Origin of the sequence: Oligoflexus sp. (genome assembly GCF_035638955.1) — a bacterium.
Taxonomy (GTDB): domain Bacteria; phylum Bdellovibrionota_B; class Oligoflexia; order Oligoflexales; family Oligoflexaceae; genus Oligoflexus.
Genome location: NZ_DASQYZ010000386.1, coordinates 1 through 21737, shown reverse-complemented (window position 1 = coordinate 21737; position 21737 = coordinate 1). Strand labels below are relative to the sequence as shown.

Sequence of the window (21737 nt, the reverse complement as noted above, 5' to 3'; positions counted from 1 at the left end):
CTTGCTTCCCCTTCATTCACAGTTTCCGTTCTGATACGGCGCATCAGATGATCCCGATGCCGATTGAAATGGGGCTGACCTTGAGCGGCACCTAATTCATGTTCCACAACATCCACGGCTTTGGGACTTTTTTGGAGGGCGCGCAGCACATCCAGGCACATGATGTTGCCTGATCCTTCCCAGATTGAACTGAGCGGCATTTCCCGGTACATGCGCGCAAGATTATAGTCTTCTGTATAACCATTCCCGCCCAAGACTTCCATGGCTTCCGCCATGAATTCGGGACCGCGCTTGCAAACCCAAAATTTGGCAGCGGGCGTGAGCAGACGCCGGACCATGGTTTCGGCTTCATCCGTTTGCGCATCAAACGCCCTCGCCATACGCATAGCCAAGGCAGTCGCGGCTTCGGTTTCCAGAGCCAGATCAGCCAGAACATTTTGCATGATAGGCTGATCGATCAGAGTTTTACCGAACGCCTGACGATACGAGGCATGATGCAGGGCTTGCGATAAACCCTGACGCATCAGCCCCGCGGTGCCTAACGTACAATCCAGCCGCGTATAGGTCCCCATTTCAATAATGGTTGGCACACCACGTCCCTCTTCACCGAGCAGAAGTCCCCAGGCATCTTGAAATTCAACTTCACTGGAAGCATTCGAACGATTGCCGAGTTTGTGTTTGAGTCTTTGGATGTGAATGGCATTTTTGGTGCCATCAGGCCGCCATCGGGGAACAAAAAAGCAGGACAGCCCCGACTTGCTGCGAGCCAAAACCAAATGAGCATCGCACATGGGTGCTGAGAAAAACCATTTGTGTCCCTTGATCAAAAACTCGTCGCCACGCAGCTGGCGAGCCTCGGTGGTGTTGCTCCGCACATCGGAACCACCTTGTTTTTCGGTCATGCCCATTCCCAAAAGGCCGCCTTTTTTCGCGGCAAAGGGCAGATCACGCGGATCATGTTCGCGGGAATAGAGCGTTTTCAACCAGCCCTGAGCCCATGCGGGAGCCTTACGCAACACAGGAACGACACCATAAGTCATCGTGGTGGGACAGAGCGTTCCGGTTTCAATCTGTGTCTGCAGAAGATAGGCAGCGGCTCGAACGACATGGGTACCCGGACGTTCATCGGCCCAGGGCCCGGTATGAAGACCGCGCCGCGCCACGTCGTGCAGGAGCTGATGCCAGGCCGGATGAAAGTCCACCTGATCGATCCGGTGACCACGCGCATCAAATGTTTTCAACACAGGAGGGTATTCATTGGCCAGACGACCGTTCTCGAAACTCTCGGCACGCCCCAGTTCAGCGCCCCATTGAATCAGCTGCGCCTCGGCCCAGGCAGCCCCTTCCCTCTCCACCGCTTCGCGCAGCGGTTGATCCTGAAGATAAAGGTTGTAGTCGGTCAGCGCCGGCGATTGGTTGGACACTTCATGCGTTTGCCAGGATTCCACGTTGCACCCTCCCTAAAATTATCCGAATGATAAGGGAACATTTTCGAAGAATCACCCTGAAATCATTTGGGCAAGGAGAGCATCATCATGACAGCAGCCTTTGCAATATTTTCTGCATGCGCAGCGGCGGCTCTGGTTCTCATGGCTTTAAGGCGCTACGTGCCGTCCAAGCGTGACGTGAGATGGGGCTTGTGGGGTTATCTCGCCATTTTTTTGGTGACGGCTGGTCTTGGATTGTCAGGAATATTGGCCGATGTGTCCCGGATGCCTCCGCCCTTTCTATTTTTTGTTTTGGCTTTGCTCGTGGTGAGCGTTGGAATCGCAATGTCGGCATGGGGTGGCCGGGTGATCAGCGCGGTGCCTTTGCGTGTTCTCATCGGCTTGCAGGGATTTCGCATTCTGCCTGAAATTCTTTTGGATCTGGCCTGGCGCGAAGGCCTGGCTCCGGTCCAGATGACTTGGCATGGTCGTAACTTCGATATCGTCTCGGCTCTGAGTGCCTTGCTGCTCTTTGCCTTATGGCCTCGATTGACCAACCCCAAGGTCTGGGCCTGGCTTCAATCAATCCTGGCATTTGGCCTACTCGTTAACATTGTGAGTGTGGCCGTCCTGTCGGCCCCACTGCCTTTTCGGGTATTCATGAATGAACCCGCCAATCGATTTGTCGCGTTTTTTCCCTATATTTGGCTGCCAGGCGTGCATGTGCTGACGGCCTTGATCCTGCATGGTTTAACGTTCCGCCGTCTTGCGCAAAAACGTCCATGACCTGGCGAGTTGCGATCATCAGCCCAAGGTTGGGCTGCTCACGCTAGAAATCGGCTGAACTTTCTTCCCTCCAGCTCGACTCCACGAAGGAATCTGAGCTGATGATGCTGCTGTCTTCGACCCGCTCGTCCAGAGCGGCGGTCTCGACCTCAATCGGCGTTGCATTTCCGACCTGTGTTCCCATGTTGCATACTCCTGTTTACGGTGGTCCGTAGGCATAGCGTGTGGTGCGACCCTTGCCCATACGATAGGCCAGTCCCAGCTCCAATAGTTTGGCTAAATCCCGACTCGCAGTCGCATCGGAAACCTTGAGGCGATCCACGAGAGCTTTCGGTTCGATAATCTCGCCTGCGCGCATCCAACTCAGGACTGTGGCCTGACGGATGTTGAGCGCGGGCAGTTCTTCGCGATCGGCATCATCACCTTGCAAGAGAGACATCGGCTGAGGCGTGCGAAGATCCTGGGTTAAAACGCGAATCTGCGGCCGCAATCGATAACCACTTTCACTGGCTTCAATCCATTCGCCGTAAGGGCCCAGGAAACGTCTGGTCTTGGCGACGAGTCCATAGATCTGTTTATCGTGACGACCAGGATCATAGCTGCGACCCCAAAGAGACGAGGTCAGCTGATCCTTGGCGCTTTCACCTTTGGCCAGCCACTTGATGAGTTTGCGCATCAGACCCGAACAGCCTTCCACTTTATGCTCAACCTCACCGCGATCGATAATGGTGACGGAGCCAAGTTCCACGTCAAAAACCAGGGCACATTCATGCGGCCTGAGGCCCATGACATGAGGCAAAAACCCGAGCCAGCCGGTCCGAACAATATCCTGCAGAGCCGAAGACGGATAAAATTTCACCTGATCCATGAGATCGCCCAGAAGATCATCACCCGAACGACTCGTCCCGGGTGTTCCTTTCAACCTTTGCAGCGTGCGCCAACCCACGAGGCTTCCGCAGCGTCGCGTCAACGATTCCACTTGCACCAGGAGGGCCTGCTGTTCAAAAGCCCGGCCCATTTCACCCAAAAGCTGCGCCTCAAAACCAAGCGATCGAAGTTGCTGCCGAAGATCCGGACGGGATTGCGCCCGATGCCTGGCAGCTCGGACCAGACTCAAAGCCTGATGGGCTTCACCCTGTTTGCGAAGGATGTGAGCCAGGTGCAGGTTATGGTCCATTTCCAAATTCGGGTTGTCGATCCGATAAACGAGTTCACTCGTGCGTTCGAGCAAGGTCTTCGAACGGCGCAATTGACCGCGAAGGAGCAGGACGCGGGATAACTCCAGGTTCAAATGAGCCTGGGTATAACTGTCCTCATAGGCCCGTCGCTTGAGGGTCTCCTGCAGCACCGTGACGATTTCATCACTATGCTTCGCCACACCATAGGCGGACTTAAACATGACCATACTGTGATCCATAGCCTGCAGCAGCGCCCCTGTTCCAAAACTTTGGGCGCGTTTGCGAGCCATGGACAGCGTCCGAAACCCGATATGGATCTGACCAAGTTTCAATTGAGAATGCCCCAGGAGTTCCATGGTCAAGACATAACCGTAATCGAAATCAGCTGCCAGGGCCTGCTTGACCCCAGCCTGGCCCCAAATACGAGCCGCATGCAAACGGCCCTGAAAGTATCGATAGAAACCCAGGCCCTGATAGGCAAAGCAAAGAGATTGGCTGTCACCAGCGGCTTTCGCGTCCCGGAGGTTATTCAAAAATATTTTGCGTGACAGATCATGACGACCTTCGCGACAAAAACCCGAGCCCAGGTAACAGCGCGCCGCAATCCATTGAGCGGGCGTCAGATGAGAGATCCAGCGCTGCAGAAGACCATCCGCTTCCAGGTTGCGTCCCACCAACGTTAACGCTCCCACCACCCAAGGAATATCCTCGGGATTCAATCGAGCATCACGCGAATCCACAGCGGTGGCAATGATTTGGAGGTAATCACCGCCGGCCATCTGCGAAAAGTAGGGGCTTGATCCTGCGAGCGACACAGCAAACCTCGATGTGGAAAATGAGAACAACAGATGGTGTCTAGCAGGATTCAGTCCTGGCTTCAACACCTATTAAAACCAGGGAAATAACAGGGGATATAGTCGTTTTTTGTTAGGCTTTTAATCGCCTCAAAAACGCCTCAAAAAAGGAAGACAAAAGCAGTAGTGAACGATGACCGAAACATGTAGCTGAAGAGTAGGCCTGAAAACGGTCGAGGATGCGCAATTTCCAACAAATGTGACTCTGAATGCTCTCGGTTGGATATCAAAAATGAAGGAAGTGAGCCCGAACCGGTGCCGGAATCCCTTAGGATCCAGCACGCCGGTAGCGGGAGGGAGCAGTGATATGGGGAAATTGGGAAGGGAATATTGCGGAAGCTTTCGCTTTTAGGAAGCAACTGAAATTTAGGGATTACCGTCTGGGTGATAATGCAAAGTCACGCCCTGGCAGTTTTCTTCGGTTATCCACTCGACTTTGGCTTTGTCGCCATATTTTTTCTTAAATTCTTCGGCCTTCTCCAGGTAACGTTCGCTAGGCACGCCACTCCCGAAGCCACAATCTTTATAAGTCAGCACTGAAGGTCGGCTCATGCCATATCCCGACGTGAGCAGAAACAATATGATCGGACCGATGCTGCTAAAAACGAAAAATCTGAGCATTGGTTTCTCTCCTTAAACTGTCACGCGCATCAGTGAACTAACCTTAGTGATAAGTCGTAAATATCAATGTGGTCATGACACCGGCAAGTTTTGTTTATTTTCCGCAAAACATTCTTCAGCCATTGCAAAATGGAGTTGCTTAAAAAAAGTGCGTAATTTTTTTTATGCAATGAAATCAAAGGTGCGTCATTTGTCATTTGGAAAATTGTCTCGAATTAGTGACGGCATTTTTTCTGGGCTTTTGCAATCGCAAAAGTGCGCACATATGACTATTCACAACCACGAAGAACAAGTATTATTGTCCATGGCGCACGAATCCTTTGACTTTAGGCCGCCATAAAATTATACATATAGTAGACAATCACTACTCATCGACCTGGGAGCAGCTTCAATGGCTCATCCGATTTGTTTTTTCCTTCAGGAAAAAATCAAAGCCTTCGTCGTCAAAAAAAATGAGAGTGTGAGATGGTTGGCCAAGCAGGTCGGCGTTGATTATACGATCGTTTACAGACTGCAAGCAGGCGAACAGAAAAGCCTGTCTTTCTTTGATGCCAAGCGCATTCTGAAAGTGATCGAACCCGACAAGTACCTGGAAATTCTTGGTGAATTCTATCCTGCTGAAGTCCAGGAAATGGCTGACAGTAAACTAACGGAACAACAAACCGATGAGTTGCTTGATACCATTGCCTTTGCTTTGACGGATATCGACCGTTATCGCATTTTTGCTTTTGCGACCGAGACTGTAGGCGCCACCCGTAGCCTTGTTGTCGAAGAGTTCGGCAGAATGGGCCGGGAAATTTTGGATGCATTGATTTCCAAAAAAGCTCTGCGCATAATGGAAAATGGAAACATTGAAAATTTAATCGCGGGACGCCAGTGGTGGTCGGACGAGCTGGTAAAGAAGGTTGCTCTGAATAATATTCATCTGATGACGTCAGCGAATCCAGGCACGCACATGCGTAACTGGGTCACCGGTCTCAATGAAAAGGGCCTCCGGGCCTACTTTGATGCTCATGCGAGTTTTATCGAGAGTCTGGCAAACATTGAAAATTCTCCCGAATTTAAAGGTTCTATTGTAACTGCATCATCCCTCTTTGTCGGACCAATCCTTGATAAGAAAGTGGAGGCCTGAGCATGAACAAGGTTTTGCTGTTATCCTGCTTCATTAGCTTGACGGCTCACGCCGGTACAGGTGGGGGTATTTCCACACCACCTGGCAGAGCAGGCCTTGCAAACCTTCTGGCCCAGGCAATTGGTCTGTCAGGAGACGGCGCGATGTTCCGCATGATGGGAACAGAACCTCTGCCTCAAGAAATCGTACTGCAGGCTGAAACAGCTGCAGCTCCGGCTGTGGATCCCGTTACGACGGTGACTATTGCCAATGAAAATGATGAATCAAGAAGCTATCGCCTCACCGATGGTGAAGTCATGAATCAGTTTGTGCTGAAAGACCGTCGTCAGATGGTCCGCGCATCCAGGTTACGCTAACCCTAAGTCATCTCCTGGCTCCAACCCGTCCTAAAGTCGGGTTGGAGCCTTTTTTTGCCCGACCTCTCCCCTATTCCAGTGACGGTCATTGCAGCCTCCCCCAGTGTCTGCTAGGGTGAGCGCCGGTATTCTTTTCTGCAAGGATCGCAAGAACATGAGCGTTTTCTGGAGTTTGGTGAGTGTCCTCCTGCTGGTCGGAGCCAATGGCTTTTTCGTGGCAGCAGAGTTTGCGTTGGTCACCGTTCGCAGGACCCGCATCGATCAGCTGGCCCATGAAGGGGTCAGTGCCGCCCGGCATGTGCGGAAGGCGCTGGGCGACCTGGATCGGTACATTGCCGGCACGCAGGTGGGTATTACGATCGCCAGCCTGGCTTTGGGCTGGATCGGTGAACCGGCTGTCATGAAACTGCTGGCGCCTGTTTTTCACTGGTTGGCTCCCGACCTGGCAGAAAAAGCCCAGCATGCGATCGGTTTTGCAATTTCCTTCACCTTGATCACGTTTCTGCATGTGATCCTGGGCGAACTCGTTCCCAAATCCATTGCCCTGACTCATCCTGAATCCACCTCGCTGTTCCTGGCCCGCCCGATGCGGATCGCGATCATTCTGTTTAAGCCCCTGATCTGGAGCTTGAATGGTCTGGGCCATATGCTTCTGAGGGCTATTGGCTTACCCGGAGGGGGTGAGCATGGCTCGGTGCATTCACCTGCGGAACTGCTGCTATTGATTCGCCAGAGCCATGCCGCCGGCCACATCGATAGTTTTGAACGCAGCATGTTGCAAAAGACTTTTCGTTTCAGTGAAACGGCCGTGTCCGAGGTCATGACACCAAGAGCACGCGTGGAAGCTCTCAACCTCAATCAGCCGCTGGATGCTCTTTTGGATGAAGCTTCGCATTCCCCCTATACAAGGCTGCCTGTCTATCGCGAAAGTGTGGATGAATTGATCGGGGTTCTTTACACGCACGATCTGTTTCAATTCTCCCGGCAAAAATTGCCTGGAGTTGAAATCAAGGATCTCGTGAAACCGTTACTGTACGTCCCGGAATCCTATCGCCTTGATACGCTGGTTAGGAAATTCCAGAACGAACGCACCCAGATCGCAGCGGTGATCGATGAATATGGTGGAACGGCTGGCATCATCACGCTTGAGGATATTATTGAGACCGTCTTCGGTGAGGTCCAGGATAACAATGAAGATCCTACGATAGAAATTGATGAACAGGCGGACGGTTCCATTGTGTTGCGTGGCGACACGCGTCTTCAGCTGATCAACGAACAGCTGGGTTGGAATTTACAGGACGAGGAGTCGACCACGATTGCAGGTTATATCCTGACAGCCCTGGGACGGATGCCCAAGGTCGGCGAAACACTTAAAACGGATGCGGGTATATTTGAAGTTCTGGAGATGAAGAAGCATCGTTTGACCAAGATCAAACTGCTGCCTTGAAATATTGATAGACTAAAACAGGACCCGGGCCGAAGACCCGGATCCTCTCATCCAAGAGCAAACGCCGGACGAAGTTTAGATCTGTTCGATCCCTGCCAGCTGCCAGCTGCTCCGTCCCTGAGATTTCGCAAAAATCCAATATTCATCAAACTTAACCGGTTCACTGCTGCTGCCGCTCTTGATCGCTGCCGTGGTTTCATCCACAGTGTAATCCAGAAGGTTGGCGGTGAAGCGGACACGAACCAATTCACGATCACCTTCAAACCAAGGCTCGCTGAATTCGATGTTCCGCACGGAAATATTTTCCAGACGGTTGATCTCACCGCGAGATTTCAGATCCTGAAGGTCTGCTTCCAAAACACGGGACACATCACGTTCCACGTAGTCCTGAACCGAAGTCAGGTCACGACGGGTCCAGGCGCCTTGCACCCGAAAGAACACGTCTTCTGCGGTTTCGCGATCCAGACGGGAACCCGACACCATAGGCGCCTGGGAACCTTGAGCAAAGTAACCCGTATCCGCGCCGCCGCTGTTTCCGAAGCTGGTGCTTCGAGCCATCGACGAATCCTGATTCACCGGTGGGGTGTAACCCATGGGTGAACCACCCATCGACGGTCCAGCGCCGGCAAAGGCGTGGCGGTTCTGATTCTGGCGACTTTTCCAGAACCGGTAACCGACGTACAGAAGACCAGCGATCAAAATAATATCGAGCAAACCAATACCACCGCCGCCGCCGCCGCCCAAGCCACTGCCATGAGCGAGCGAGCTAAACAGCATGCCACCGAGCAAACCACCGGCCAGACCACCAGCCATACTCTTCATGAAACCACCGCGATTGGATGCGGGAGGCTGCATTTGCGGCTGCTGCTGGGGTGGAGGATTCGAACGCGGCTGCGTAGTGGGCTGGGAACGTTGACCAAAGGAACGCTTACCACCGGCACGCGCAAACGCATCGTCACCAAGCGTGAACAATCCAAAGCTAAAAGCAATGAGCAAAGTTCGTATCAGTAATCCCATTCTTGAAACTTTCATAATCCGGATACCTCTCAGGTGGACGGCACGCTCGAACGAGCGGGCCTGTGTTGAAAAGCTATCATGGACTAGCAATATTCCGTTAATGGATAATAAGGAGCCACTTGTTCGTTTTTAGCAATGAACATTTTGAGCTCAACCGATCAGAAAGCCACCGTCGACGGTGATGCAGCTTCCTGTCGTATACGACGCGGCAGACGACACCAGATAAAGCACCGCGCCAGCCATTTCGTCGGGCTGTGCGACACGTTGCATGGGAACGTGCGGCATGAGCTGGTTCAGAATCTTTTCATTCTTCACCAGCGTCGCAGCAAATTTGGTATCCGTCGCACCTGGCAGCAGAGCATTCACGCGAATGTTAAAGGCAGCGCACTCTTTGGCAAAGGATTGCGTCATGGAAACAATTGCGGCCTTGGTCACCGAATAAATGCCCTGATACATACCGGGATTCTGGGCATTGATCGAAGCCACATTGACGATGGCGCCACCACCCTTCTCCTTCATCAACCTGCCTCCTTCCACCGAGGCAAAGAAATAACCGCGAATATTCACATCCACCGTTTTTTGGTAGGCTTCCAGTGAAGTGTCGAGGATGGGCCCGAAATAGGGATTGGCCGCGGCGTTGTTCACCAAAATATCCAAGTGGCCGTGCCTTTGTTTGATCTGGGCAAACAGCGACACGATCGAATCCATTTCACCGATATGACAGGCGATGGCTTCCGCCTTGCCACCTTCTTTTTGAATCTGCTCCACCACCGCTTCGCAGGCATCGAGCTTACGGCTGGAAACGATGACGTTGGCGCCATGAGCTGCCAGAAGTCGTGCAATGCTGGCCCCAATCCCGCGGCTTGATCCGGTTACAAGCGCCACTTTTCCGGAAAGATCGAAGGGTTTTTTGAAATCCATGGTCCTGTCCTATCTGAAAGTAAGAAGGGGCGAGGGAGTTTTGCCAAAATGAGCATGGTCATTGAAATAACTGACAAACAAAAGATCCGCCTTAAAAGGCAGACGCGACACCGAGGCATTGACGATAGCCCCATTGAGCCGCAGCATCATCACATCGGAAAGATCCAGGGCCAGCTGCATGAGACAGGCAATCGGCCCACCGGAAGTGAAGAGCAGAACATTGGACTCCGCGGCACAGCTGCGCAAAAGATTTTGGACCCCTTGCCGGCACCGTTGTTTGAACTGCGCATAGGATTCCGGATAATCCGCGTCATGGGCGCCGTGCATCCAGCGTTGCATGGCCTTTTCAAATTCCTTATGAAAGGCCTTGGTCGGCTCCGGTTGACTTTGCAGAAAAATCTGCACCTTGGCTGGATCAGCGAAATCAGGATGCAGACCCCGCATGACCGCCTGATGATCAAATTCATTCAGCCAGGCGGCGGTTTCCGGTGGGGATGTGTCGGACATTTGTGCAAGGCAAAGACGTGCCGTTTCCGTATGACGCTTCATGCCGCCTTGCAAAATCCGATCAAAACGAAGGCCACTGCCGGCCAGCATCTGCCCCAGCACCTGAGACTGCTCCTGCCCACGGGGCGAGAGTGCATCATAGTCCGCTTCGCCAAAGGAAGCCTGACCATGTCGGACCAAATACAACGAACCCATGCTCACCCCTTGATGGCGGAAAGACTTACTTTTTCCAAATGCGCGACCATCATGTGAAACTGAGCAAAACGTTGATCCTTGGTCTGACCCGCAGCAAAACGGTAATAAATCTGCTGCGCAATCACGGCCAGGCGGAAGAGTCCATAGACCCGATACCAGGTGAAATCCACCGAGGGCAGATCCATTTTCTGCAGATAAAGTTTGACCATCTGATCGCGGGTCAACATGCCTGGTAAATGCGTCGGTTGTCGCCGCATTTTCTGCATGAAGGGATCATCGGCTGCCTCCACCCAATAGGCGAGGCTATTGCCCAGGTCCATCAGGGGATCACCCAGCGTGGCCATTTCCCAGTCGAGAACACCAATCGCCCGCGTCGGCTGCTCGGGATCAAAAACAATATTATCGAAACGATAATCATTATGAATCACGCAGGTGCGAATCTGATCCGGCTTGTGATCGCTAAGCCACTGCCTGACGCCCGCAAAATCCGGAACATTATCGGTACGCGCCGCCAGATAACGCTGCGACCAGCCTTCCACCTGACGGGTCACATAGCCATCCGGTTTGCCAAGATCGGCAAGTCCAGCCTTCTGATAATCGACCTGATGCAGTTCGACGAGCTTGTCGACAAACTCATGACAAATCGCTCGATGCTGCTCGGGGCCGAAACCTAATTCCGCCGGCAGGTCGGCCCGCGGAATAAATCCCACCAGCCGTTCCATAATATAAAAGGGCGAACCCAGAATGCTTTCGTCTTCGCTATAAGCAATCATGGTAGGCACATAAGGATAAACCGGCTTTAACTTCTGCATCACGCGGAATTCGCGGCCCATATCATGAGCGGATTTGGCTTTGGTGCCAAACGGTGGGCGACGCAGCACAAAGCTCTGCTGATCAAACGCGACCAAATAGGTCAGGTTTGATGCGCCGCCTGGAAATTGGCTGATGCGGCAGGGTCCCTGCAAGGAAGGCTGCTGCTTTTTGATAAAGGCTTCCACGGCCAAGGCATCGAGTTCCTCACCAGCCCGTGGCGTGCTGGCCTGATCGATCAATGTCATGAAGCGGCCCTCGCCTTGTCCTTGAATTCGGGACGTTTGCTCACCATCCTGGCCATGGCATAAAAATAGGCAGCGGGCGACACGCGCTTAAGATACCAGAACGCTGCAAAGTCCTTATGCGGAAGGATATAAAAGCGGCCAGCCTTCACGCCATTGAACACGATGCGCGCCACGTCATCGGCATTGAGTTTGGATTTGGCAAACAGTTTACCGATGGCCGTTTTAATATGCGGATTGGGCGATCGGGTATTTTCCATAAGGTTGGTCGGAAAGAATCCGGGACATACGACGCTGACCTTGATGCCAAAGCGCTTCAGCTCCGACTTCATGGTATCGGACAACGCGACAACACCCGCTTTGGTGACGTTATAACTGTTCATTTCAGGCGAATGAATCAGACCAGCGATTGAAGCGACATTGACGACATGACCAAAGCCTTGCTTTTTAAAGACGCTGGTAAAAATGCGGCAGCCGCGCACGACTCCCATCAGATTGATATCAATGATCCAATCCCAGTCTTCCGTGGGGCTTTCATCGATCGCGCCATGAGCCGCCACACCGGCATTATTAATGATCACATCAAGCCCGCCCCAACGCTTCACGATCGCATCCTTCCACTTGCTCAAGGAAGCATCATCACGAACATCGACATGCATATAAAAGGCATCAATGCCGAGAGCCAGGAGAACCTGCTGCGTTTCCTGTCCACGCAGATCATTGATATCGGCCACGGCCACATTCCAACCCTGCCGTGCATAATGAAGGGCAAGCGACCGACCCAGACCACTCGCCGCACCGGTAATGGCTACTCTCTTTCCAGAATTCTGGCTCATAACGTTCCTCTCCTAAAAAGATTTAAGCCAAGCCTTGGCGTTTCCATTCCAATTTAGCAATTAAATTCCGATGCACTTCATCCGGTCCGTCGGCAATGCGCAAAACCCGGGCGTAAGCATAGAGGGCCGCCAAAGGAAAATCATCGGAGACACCCGCCCCACCATGGATTTGGATCGCATGATCAATCACATCCTGAGCCATATTCGGTGCGATCACTTTGATCTGAGAAATTTCGCTCATGGCGCCTTGAATGCCAACAGTATCGATCAGCCAGGCTGCTTTCAGCGTCAGCAGGCGGGCCATATCGATTCGCATGCGCGCGTCGGCGATGATATCGCGGTTACCGCCCAGCTCGACAAGTGGCTTGCCAAACGCAGTACGTTTGCTGGCGCGTTCACACAAGAGTTTGAGGGCACGCTCAGCGGCTCCGATGACCCGCATGCAGTGATGAATACGTCCCGGTCCAAGCCGCCCTTGGGCAATTTCAAAACCGCGCCCTGGTCCACCAATCAAGGTATTGAGTGGCAGGCGGACGTTGGTAAAGGACACCTCGCCATGACCAAAGGGAGCATCATAACCATGAAACACCGACAGCATGCGTTCAATCTTCACACCGGGACTATCCAAAGGCACCAGGACCATGGCATGCCTCTGATGACGCGGACCATCGGGATCACTGACACCCATGAAAATGCCGACTTTGCAGTTCGGGTGCCCCACGCCGGAACTCCACCATTTACGGCCATTCAAAACGATTTCAGAGCCTTCAACGCGGCAGGTGGCCTGCATATTGGTGGCATCCGACGACGCCACATCCGGTTCCGTCATGAAAAACACCGAGCGAATCCGGCCGTCCATCAAAGGTCGCAGCCAACGCTCCTTCTGCTCGTCACTGCCGTACTTATAAAGGACTTCCATGTTGCCGGTATCGGGCGCGTTGCAGTTGAAAATTTCCGGAGCAATGGGGGAATGCCCCATAATCTCGGCAAGAGGTGCGTAGTCGCAATTGGAGAGACCGGTGCTGCCATGGGGCGGCAGAAAGAGATTCCAAAGACCCTGCGCCCGGGCCTCAGCTTTCCAGGTCTCCATGATGGGTGGAACTTTCCATTGCCGCCAATGGGGGCTGTCACCACCTAACTGCTGGTAATAAAGCGCTTCCTGAGGGAACACATGCTGTTCCAGAAAGGTTCGTATTTTTTGGCTCAGACTCTGGGCAGTCGGCGAAAGGGAAAAATCCATGGCTGGTCCTCGGCTCAAAAGAATGTGTCACCCTAGGCTCTCATGGATCTTTAGGCAAATAAATAGTCCTCATGAAGCGTCATCGATCACGGTTATAGCGCCTGCATAAAAAAAGGGACGGAGAAAAAACCCCGTCCCTTCCACAAGCTTTTATCGTTTACATTAGTTCAGGCGGACCTGAACGGGAACCACGGCCAGGGTCAGGTCATCGGACGCCACGCGGATGCTGCCGCGCGCTTCATAAGAAGGATCTTTCAGGAAAATTTCCGACTGAAAGAATGGATCCGTTTTGTTAAGGCTGTAGACCACGTTCCAGAATCGATCCGAACCCAGCTGGCTGGCGGTCACGGTTCCCACCGCACCCTTGGCAAAGGTGATCGATTCCGAAAACTGGAATGTCACCTGGCCCGCAGGAACCTTGAAACCGTCCACCACAAATTTATAAGCCTTATCCGCTTTGGGCACAAAGTTGGCCGCCTCTTCGTCAGCCGGTCCACCGCTGCTGCCCATCACTTTGCACTCCGTACCTGTGAGCGTGCATTCGTGAATTTCCAAATCAAGATCCGAGTCCGGCGCCCCACTCGTCGCAATCGCTACATTGGTCACGGTCGCAGGATAAGTCCGCAGCACAGCGCCTGCACCATTGGCGACTTCCAGTTTCTCGGACATTTTGATTTCAGGCCGCAGGGTTTGCACCGCCTGATCCATAATGTAGGACGAGCGTGTGGGGTTGACATTATAAGGCACAGAGCCTTCCTTGATTTCGATATTCAAGGAACCATTCAACGCTTCGATACCGCCCTTCACTTCCTTCACCTGCGAAGCCGCTTTCACATAATCCACCCGCAGCTGATAGGTGCTCAGGGGATAACGCGACAGGCCTTCCACATGCATGTCCCAAATCCCGGCTTTGGGCGCGATCACTTCCGCCGCAAATTTGGAGCGCAGCTCATCGTCTGGCCCCACCGAATAACCGCTGCCTGTGCAGTTGTAAGCCACCACACCGGCCAGCGCTTTCGGTTGAACTGTATTATCCGCAGCATACGTATTCAGATACACACCCGAACAGTTGTGGGCCTGACCGAAGGCATCCACGGTGGCTTTGTTTACACTCAGCGTGACACGCATGGCGCTTACATCGGCTGGAACTTCCACATAATTGCGGCTGATGCCCAGGGCTTTCACCTTGGCTTGCGTCACGGTATAGGCCTTGCCATCCGTCAGTGTTTCGTGCGGCAAGGTCAGGTAAACGGGAATGATAAACGAAGGAACGTTTTCCACCACACTGCCATCCGCGTTTTGACGATAGGCGCGAATCAAAGCACCGTGATCACCTTTGGCCAGACGAGCGAATTTCTCACGATCGATACAAACATAAATGACACTTTCCTGGGTGCCACCGACGCTGGCAGCATCCAATGCTCCCTGCCCAACCAAGGTGAGTTTATCGCTGGCTTCGAGTGCATTACAGCTGTTGGTCTGATCAGGGTTGGCCGCAGCCAGTGTGTTAACTTTCAACCAATCGATGGCAGATCCATGAATCTCGGTCGTCAGTTTAAAGAATTCACCGCTCGAGACGAGTTTGGCAAAGGCATCGCCCTGCTGATCCGCAGTCTGAGCTCCATCGGCGATCAAAGGCAGACGACGAGCCACGCCGACTGAATAAAGTGAGCGATTCGAACGGGCATCCAACCAAAGGCCAGCCCCGTAAGCTGTCACCGGGTTACCTTCCACAGGTTTACCGTCATAGACTTTGCCATAGCGGTTGGTCATCAGCGTACGAACTTCATAAATCGGTTGGACATCCTTGCCACCCACATTGATTCCAGTCGATACGTGGCGGCTGGCCAGGGTTTTCAGGGCTGTCCAGGCGGCTGGCACACTGATCATGCCCGTACCCTGATCGATCCAGGTATATTGGCCCTGGGTGACTTGATTGGTTTTAGGATCGAAGGTTGCCGCGTCGAAAGCCTTGGCGGAACCGATCAGCACCTTACGCAGAGTCAGGTTATCCGTGGGCAAGGGAGCATCAGGATGTTTTCGATTGTAACGACGCGCCGCATCCAGAAGGAGTGCATAGGCTCCGGTCACGGTTGGTGCGGACATCGACGTGCCCTGCATGATATCCGTTCCGGACCGGCCGGGCTTATTCAACGAAACGGCAGAAAGCTGGGTCCCAGGAGCGGTGACATTGGGTTTGAAACCACCGTTACCTAAAGGCCCGCGGCTGCTGAAGCCCATAACGAAATCTTCGTCCTTGCCATCGGCGGTAGGAATCGAAATTTGACTTTGCCGGCCCATGATATCCGTCGATGCGCTGGCAGCGACACTGATGGCATGACGTGCGGCCGAAGGTGACCCGACGGTTTGCAGGCCTGGACCTGAGTTACCGGCCGAGATTATGAACTGGGTATTACTGATCTGACTCAAGCGGTCGATCAACAGGGATTGTGTATCATACCCGTCATTGACATTGCTCAGGCCGCCGAGGGACATGTTGATAACATCAACTTTGGCTTCCAGGGCAAGATCGATAATGGCATTGGAGGCTGAGCAGCCCCGGGTATTCGCACACACGCGATTGGCATAAAGCTGGGTAGCTGGAGCCACACCGCGAGCCAGGGTCATATCCGAATCATTCAGGAGCGTCTTGCGACCGCCGATGATCCCAGCCACGTGCGAACCGTGCAGACCTGAATCATAACCGACGATCCCTACAACCATGGTATCAACGTCCACGCCCTCGGTTGTTTTCAATTTCATGGTTTCAAAGGCCAGACCAAATTTCTCGGCATAACTTTGCGCGATGTCACCACTGGTGTTGAAGTTACGCAGGATCTTGGCTTTACCCATTTCCAGACGTGTATTCAGAACCACGGCATTGTTTTTGGCAAAACTGCCGATCGGATCGAGAGCCAGGTAAGCCTTGCTATCGGCGATGCCCTGACTGCCTTTGGACGAGACCAGGAGGACACCTAGAAGGTCATCGGTTTTGCGATTCCGATTCAAGTCAAACGAGGCGCCGAGCGCAATCTCGGCCAGAAATCCAAGGCGGACGCTCGCACCGTCCTGTACCGCCTGACGAACCTCAGCTGGCACCACCAAAGCCGTGCCTTTGGGTACCGGCATAAGGTTGGCGCCATCGGCCACCGGCGTTGAAGCCACGATATTCACATGAGCTGACACGTCATCAGCGATCAAAAGATTGCTCGCCAGAGTTCCCGCGGCGGTCGCTTCGTCCGCGGTCCCGAGTCGGACTGTGAACTTCGCCGTGTTAGGAAAATAAATTTTTCCTTCCTGGGTGAAGTCTTTCATATAGGTCACGCGTGGCTTGCCCGCGCTATCCAGGAAGGACGGATGATTATAAGTAATGCCCGTGTCGGTGATACCAACCTTCACCAGGGATCCATCGACCTTTTCGCCGAGTTCCTGCTCCAAGGCCTGAAGCCATTCATTGGTCACACCAATGCGAACCAATCCTGAAAAGCCATCGGTCTTGTCCTTGGCCTGACCTGCCACGATCATCTGGTTGATCTGCTCGGACTGTTGCGCGACTCTTTGCAACTCGCTTGGATCAGTGGTGACCGCCTCCAAAGTCATGGGCACCGGCAGCTGTTTCACAGCCTGCAGACGACTCCAGACCGTTTCACTATAAGGAATCCACATGGAATAATAACCGGCCTCAGGCACGATTTGTTTGAGCAAAAATTCCTCATTCACATCCGCCTCAAGCTTTTTAAGCGAACTGATCAGGCTCTGCTGAATCTCATCCCTGACTTCGGAGCTGTGCACAGGACTGCCATGCTCCAGGAACTGGCTATAGGTGACTGGCGCCACCAAACCGTTGACCTGAATGTAGTTCCTGTTTTTGATTTTCATCGTAAATGAAACCTGCCCATTCGGCCATTTAACGATGCCATCGCTCACATCCATCGGCGGTAACGGCTGTGTAGGGATGATCAGTCCACTCGGATCCTTCTCCACCGAAGGCCGTGGGGAGGAAGAGCGTTTTTGACAGCTCACAAGACCCCCGGCGACAACTAAAGTAAAAAATAAGGAATGACGGAATACCACAAAGGCTTTTTTCGTTTGCACGGGTTTTTCCAATCCTTTTGAAAAAGGGCAATGGGATAACGCCTTGAGCTGAACGCAAAAAGTTCCATGCATGAACGCATGTTCATCCGTGCTTCGCTCAAGGACTTGGCATTTATCCCAAGTAAACTTACCGTAATTCTGTTTGGGACTTTACTGAACGCTGGAAGCGACTGTCAAATATTAAGAGATAGCAAGGGCGAGAATCCTGCGATGTCGCGTCAAGGTAGATAAAAAAAATCTCTCGCGATGGACAAACTCCGCAAAATCCGCAATACCAATGAAGCCCTGTGTACGACAGGCTTTCCGTTGGATAGGGGTGATTTGGAAGTTAATCACCACGGTTTAAATAAAACTAACCGGGTGATGGGAAAGGACAAGAAGCGATGCGCTTACATACAATCGATTTGAATCTTTTTGTGGTGTTCCACGCCATTCATCAGGAAGCGCATATTACGCGCGCCGCCCAGGTTTTAGGGTTGACGCAACCAGCGGTTAGCCATAGTCTGTCCCGCCTCAGAGAACTCTATCAAGATCCTCTTTTTGTCCGTCGCGGTCCGCGCATGGAACCGACACCACTGGCGCGGAGTCTTCTGCCGAAAGTCCGGGAAGCCTTGCAGCAACTGCATCTTAGTTTACCTTCTACATCCACAACGTTTGATCCCCGGGAGACAAGACAGAATTTTATTCTGGCGACACGGGATCCTTTGGAAGGTTTTTTCCTGCCACAACTCATGCAGGTTTTTCAGAAGGAAGCGCCGCTGGCCCAGCTCACCAGCTTACGTATTAAACGTCACGATCTGGAAAAACAGCTCGCGACGGGCCAACTGGACCTCGCCTTCGATGTCCTGCTCCCTGTTGCATCACAGCTCCGCATGCAAAAGCTCATGGAAGATCAGTGGGTCGTGGTCGCTCGTAAGGACCATCCCCTCCTGCAGGGTGAACTGCCACTGGCGGCATATCTGGAGGCGCGGCATATTGTGGTTTCTTCAAGGCGCACAGGGCCATCCATAGAGGATTATGAACTTCAGCGACGTGGTCGAGAGCGCACCATCGCCATGCGCTGTCAGCACCTTTTTGCTGCGGTGCGTACAGCAGCCTCCACCGACCTGCTTTTAACCCTGCCCTCCCACTTTATTCGGAACAGTGGACTCCTCCATGAGGTGACCTGCGTCCCTTTGCCGTTTGAATGCCCGCTGCCGGCTATTTACATGTACTGGCATGAACGGCATGATGAGGAATTAGCGTCTATTTGGCTGCGCAAAAAGTGTCAGAATTTGATTGAGCCTTACCGTCAAAGTAACTAGTCTAGGAGAATAGCTCGAATTTTCACTGGAAGGACTCCTATGAATCGGAAGATGATTCTGAATATGGCCGCTGGTGCGTGCGTTTTGCTGCCTACAACTTTTCTCCGGGCCGAGACCAATGACGAGCCCGCGACCATCCGTCTATCGCATGGCGTACTGCGTTACGACATGGTCACCCTCGAGGATGACGACGGCACGACGACCGACAAGACGGAAGCCTCAGGCTTCACGACCTTTCCTTCCGGTATCGAAATAGCGGCCTTTGCGAAGGGCTATGCGGTTTATGCCTATCCTGTGAATCAAGGCTTCAGCGTTCTGGCCGGTAAAGCCATTGGCACCAACCAGGAAGCTGGTTTGAGTGCGACTTTGAACACCAGAAACGTCAAAGACGGCGACGAAACGTCAAACAACAGCATTGGCGCCTATTATTTCTATAGCCGCGCTCTGTCCCCCAAGGTGACCTTTGAATTTGATATCAACCCAGCCTTGATCATGGACAGCGAGAAGTCCACGAGCGGCGGCCCGACCCCGACCACGCAGGAAGCCGATGGTTCAGGTTATTCCCTGTACTTTGACCTTCTGGGTGTCGTGCCCCTGGCCAAGAATTTTGAGTATGTTTTTGGCATCGACTACAACTATCGTAAAGTCGAAACCAAGGTAAAGAGTGGCGGAACATCGAACACGGAAAAATCCACGGATTCAGGACTTGGCCTGATCCTGGCAAAATTCCGTTACCTGATTTAGTCGTCCCCATCCGCAGCGGCCCTCCCCCGGCTGCTGTGCGCTCCCCGGGCCCATCCTCCTTACTCTATGCAAAATTGTCGCCGAATCACTTTCTGATCCTTTTCCGTCTGTGAATGTTATACAAACGGGATCCGCAAGTGTTTGCGTCTGAGTAAGGAAAAGTCCTATGAGTCAAACCTCCAATACCCCCAAAAAAACCAAGGCTGTCCTGGTAGCCGTACAGCTCCCCGGTGTGTCCGATGCTGAACATGAAGGCTCGCTTCAAGAACTCGAGCGGCTCTGTACCACTTTGGGTTTTGTGACCGTGGGCAGGGTCTCGCAACGGCGCAAGTCGCTGCGCACCGGCACCATACTGGGCGAAGGCAAACTCAAGGAACTGGCCCTTTGGACCGGCGGGACTGGAATCGTGACCGGTTTCAGCAAGGACGGGGCCGGGGACGATGATGATGAGCGGATGGCACCCGAACCTATCGATGCGCCTGAGACCAAGGCCACCGTTGTTATTTTTGATCATGAGATGAGCCCGACTCAGCTGAGTAATCTCGAGGATGCCACAGGCGTCGAAGTCCTTGATCGCAGTGGTGTGATTTTGGAAATCTTCAGCCGTCATGCCCGCAGTCGCGAGGCGCGTCTGCAGGTGGAAATTGCCAAGCTCGCCTACCTGGCTCCGCGTTTGCGTGCTTCGCATGTCGGTGGTGATCGCCAGGGTGGAGGCATTGGAGCCAAGGGTGCAGGCGAAAGCGCGCATGAACTGGATCGCCGGCGTATCCGGGATCGGATTGCCGAGCTGCGTGGTCAGCTGGAGTCCATTCGTCATGAACAAACCACCCGTCGGGCTCAACGCAGTGAAGCGCCCTGTGTGGCACTGGTTGGCTATACGAACGCTGGCAAGTCCTCGCTGATGCGCGCGTTAACCGGCAGCGAAGTGCTGGTGGAAGATAAGCTCTTTGCGACTCTTGATACAACCGTGCGGGCTCTGCAGCCTGAAACCGTGCCGCGCATTTTGGTTTCCGATACCGTCGGTTTTATCAAAAAATTGCCGCATGACCTGGTGGCTTCGTTCCGCTCCACGTTGGACGAGGCGTTGAATGCGTCCCTGCTGCTCTTTACCGTGGATGGTTCCGATCCCAACTTCCGTTCCCAGTGGGAAGTGACCCGCACGGTATTGGCTGAAATTGGAGCCGAGAAAACACCGAGCCTTCTCATCCTGAATAAAGTGGATCAGCTGCAGCCCGAGCAACAGGCGGAGCTGGCCCAGGAATTTCCCGAGGCCATCTTTATTTCCACGCGGAATCGTGATGACATCAAGCGCATTCGCGAACTGATCCTGGGACACTTCGAAACAGAAATGATCGACAAGAGCGTGCTCATTCCTTATACCCAGGGCAAAGTCCTGGGCATGATTCGCGAACGCGCGCGCGTCCTGCAGGAAAAGCATGAAGATGAAGGCACGATCGTCACCATCCGCGCGACCGAAGATGTTCACGCATGGATTGAAAAACAATTGAATAAAGACAGCTGAAACCTCAGCTGAGGTGGACTTCAAGCCCCACGATGCAGGCGCGTTTGCCTTCGCAGGCGCGGAAAATCCGATCATAAACCGCCTGCTGATCGGGCTGATGCGGATCGAGTTCAGGTAAAAGAATCACCTGATGTCCGGTCTGGTTTTCCGAAGCGCGCAGCTGCTGAAACAGAGTTTGGGCCGCATCGGCCATGTCCCCGCTTGGAGCCAGATCCTGATAGCTATGAAAATCCAGCTTGTGCCGAGCCACACGCTGCCCCAGATCCAGGCAGGCCGCGGCCGCAAGCGGCAGGATTTCCCGTACCGCATAACCGTCCGGCATCGTGGTTCCTGAGGTCAGCATCCAGGCCGGGGTATGCGGCGCGTAATGTCGAAGATACTGCCCAGGTCCTTCAATTTTTTTCGCCGTCTGACCGGGTGCCTTGGTGCTAAAAGTAGCGTGCAAACCCTTGTTTTCCAGCGTTTCCAGTATATCTTTCTCGCCAATCGCGCCATGTCTG

Annotated in this window: 19 protein-coding genes; 7 read left to right on the top strand and 12 right to left on the bottom strand. The window is 53.2% G+C overall.

Features of this window, described 5'->3' with window-relative positions; genetic code table 11:
* Positions 1-1448: isovaleryl-CoA dehydrogenase (locus VE954_RS33540; protein ID WP_324961274.1), on the bottom strand; the 1448-nt coding region annotated here is incomplete at its 3' end.
* Between the two features lie 87 nt (positions 1449-1535).
* On the opposite strand from VE954_RS33540, the gene VE954_RS33535 reads away from it, so the two are divergent.
* Positions 1536-2213 carry a hypothetical protein gene (locus VE954_RS33535; protein ID WP_324961272.1) on the top strand — a complete coding sequence of 226 codons (678 nt, stop codon included), beginning with the start codon at positions 1536-1538 and terminating at the stop codon, positions 2211-2213.
* A 43-nt stretch (positions 2214-2256) separates the two neighbouring features.
* Here the strand turns inward: VE954_RS33535 and VE954_RS33530 are convergent, their stop codons facing one another.
* The 3 genes from VE954_RS33530 to VE954_RS33520 all read right to left on the bottom strand — a co-directional run bounded on the left by VE954_RS33530 (position 2257) and on the right by VE954_RS33520 (position 4866).
* Positions 2257-2397 (bottom strand): hypothetical protein, encoded by a 141-nt coding sequence (locus VE954_RS33530; protein WP_324961270.1) that lies wholly within the window; start codon positions 2395-2397, stop codon positions 2257-2259.
* 15 nt (positions 2398-2412) lie between these two features.
* The gene (locus tag VE954_RS33525; RefSeq protein WP_324961268.1) at positions 2413-4206 is read right to left on the bottom strand and encodes a helix-turn-helix domain-containing protein; all 1794 of its coding nucleotides are present in this window, start codon (positions 4204-4206) and stop codon (positions 2413-2415) included.
* Between the two features lie 405 nt (positions 4207-4611).
* Positions 4612-4866, bottom strand: a complete 255-nt coding sequence (locus VE954_RS33520) for a hypothetical protein (protein WP_324961266.1) — start codon at positions 4864-4866, stop codon at positions 4612-4614.
* 391 nt (positions 4867-5257) lie between these two features.
* Between VE954_RS33520 and VE954_RS33515 the strand changes: the two genes are divergently transcribed.
* The 3 genes from VE954_RS33515 to VE954_RS33505 all read left to right on the top strand — a co-directional run bounded on the left by VE954_RS33515 (position 5258) and on the right by VE954_RS33505 (position 7801).
* Positions 5258-5998, top strand: coding sequence for a hypothetical protein (locus VE954_RS33515; protein ID WP_324961265.1), 741 nt, complete (start codon positions 5258-5260; stop codon positions 5996-5998).
* Between the two features lie 2 nt (positions 5999-6000).
* Positions 6001-6354 (top strand): hypothetical protein, encoded by a 354-nt coding sequence (locus VE954_RS33510; protein ID WP_324961263.1) that lies wholly within the window; start codon positions 6001-6003, stop codon positions 6352-6354.
* A gap of 154 nt (positions 6355-6508) precedes the next feature.
* Positions 6509-7801: a hemolysin family protein gene (locus VE954_RS33505; RefSeq protein WP_324961261.1), complete on the top strand. Its 1293-nt coding sequence runs from the start codon at positions 6509-6511 to the stop codon at positions 7799-7801.
* A gap of 75 nt (positions 7802-7876) precedes the next feature.
* Here VE954_RS33505 and VE954_RS33500 read toward each other — a convergent pair whose 3' ends face one another.
* From VE954_RS33500 to VE954_RS33470, 7 genes are all read right to left on the bottom strand, one after another.
* Positions 7877-8818: a Tim44 domain-containing protein gene (locus VE954_RS33500; RefSeq protein WP_324961259.1), complete on the bottom strand. Its 942-nt coding sequence runs from the start codon at positions 8816-8818 to the stop codon at positions 7877-7879.
* Positions 8819-8968: 150 nt separating this feature from the next.
* Complete coding sequence (locus VE954_RS33495; RefSeq protein WP_324961257.1) at positions 8969-9739, bottom strand: SDR family oxidoreductase; 771 nt, start codon at positions 9737-9739, stop codon at positions 8969-8971.
* 9 nt (positions 9740-9748) lie between these two features.
* The gene (locus VE954_RS33490; protein ID WP_324961255.1) at positions 9749-10441 is read right to left on the bottom strand and encodes a histidine phosphatase family protein; all 693 of its coding nucleotides are present in this window, start codon (positions 10439-10441) and stop codon (positions 9749-9751) included.
* Positions 10442-10443: 2 nt separating this feature from the next.
* Positions 10444-11499, bottom strand: coding sequence for a phosphotransferase family protein (locus tag VE954_RS33485; RefSeq protein WP_324961253.1), 1056 nt, complete (start codon positions 11497-11499; stop codon positions 10444-10446).
* Positions 11496-12332 (bottom strand): SDR family oxidoreductase, encoded by an 837-nt coding sequence (locus VE954_RS33480; protein WP_324961251.1) that lies wholly within the window; start codon positions 12330-12332, stop codon positions 11496-11498. Before VE954_RS33480 ends, VE954_RS33485 begins: the two co-directional genes overlap by 4 nt.
* Before the next feature lie 22 nt (positions 12333-12354).
* The gene (locus VE954_RS33475) at positions 12355-13572 is read right to left on the bottom strand and encodes an acyl-CoA dehydrogenase family protein (protein WP_324961249.1); all 1218 of its coding nucleotides are present in this window, start codon (positions 13570-13572) and stop codon (positions 12355-12357) included.
* Between the two features lie 162 nt (positions 13573-13734).
* A complete protein-coding gene (locus VE954_RS33470; RefSeq protein WP_324961247.1) occupies positions 13735-17667 on the bottom strand; it encodes a S8 family serine peptidase in 3933 nt (1310 codons plus the stop codon).
* 383 nt (positions 17668-18050) lie between these two features.
* On the opposite strand from VE954_RS33470, the gene VE954_RS33465 reads away from it, so the two are divergent.
* The 3 genes from VE954_RS33465 (at position 18051) to hflX (ending at position 21237) form a co-directional block, all read left to right on the top strand.
* A complete protein-coding gene (locus VE954_RS33465; protein ID WP_324961245.1) occupies positions 18051-18971 on the top strand; it encodes a LysR family transcriptional regulator in 921 nt (306 codons plus the stop codon).
* A gap of 39 nt (positions 18972-19010) precedes the next feature.
* Complete coding sequence (locus VE954_RS33460; RefSeq protein WP_324961243.1) at positions 19011-19715, top strand: hypothetical protein; 705 nt, start codon at positions 19011-19013, stop codon at positions 19713-19715.
* Positions 19716-19881: 166 nt separating this feature from the next.
* Positions 19882-21237, top strand: a complete 1356-nt coding sequence (gene hflX, locus VE954_RS33455; protein WP_324961241.1) for a GTPase HflX — start codon at positions 19882-19884, stop codon at positions 21235-21237.
* A 4-nt stretch (positions 21238-21241) separates the two neighbouring features.
* On the opposite strand, the gene VE954_RS33450 is transcribed toward hflX, so the two are convergent.
* Positions 21242-21737, bottom strand: a 496-nt coding sequence (locus VE954_RS33450; RefSeq protein ID WP_324961239.1) for a Sua5 family C-terminal domain-containing protein, incomplete at its 5' end; no start/stop codon positions are given.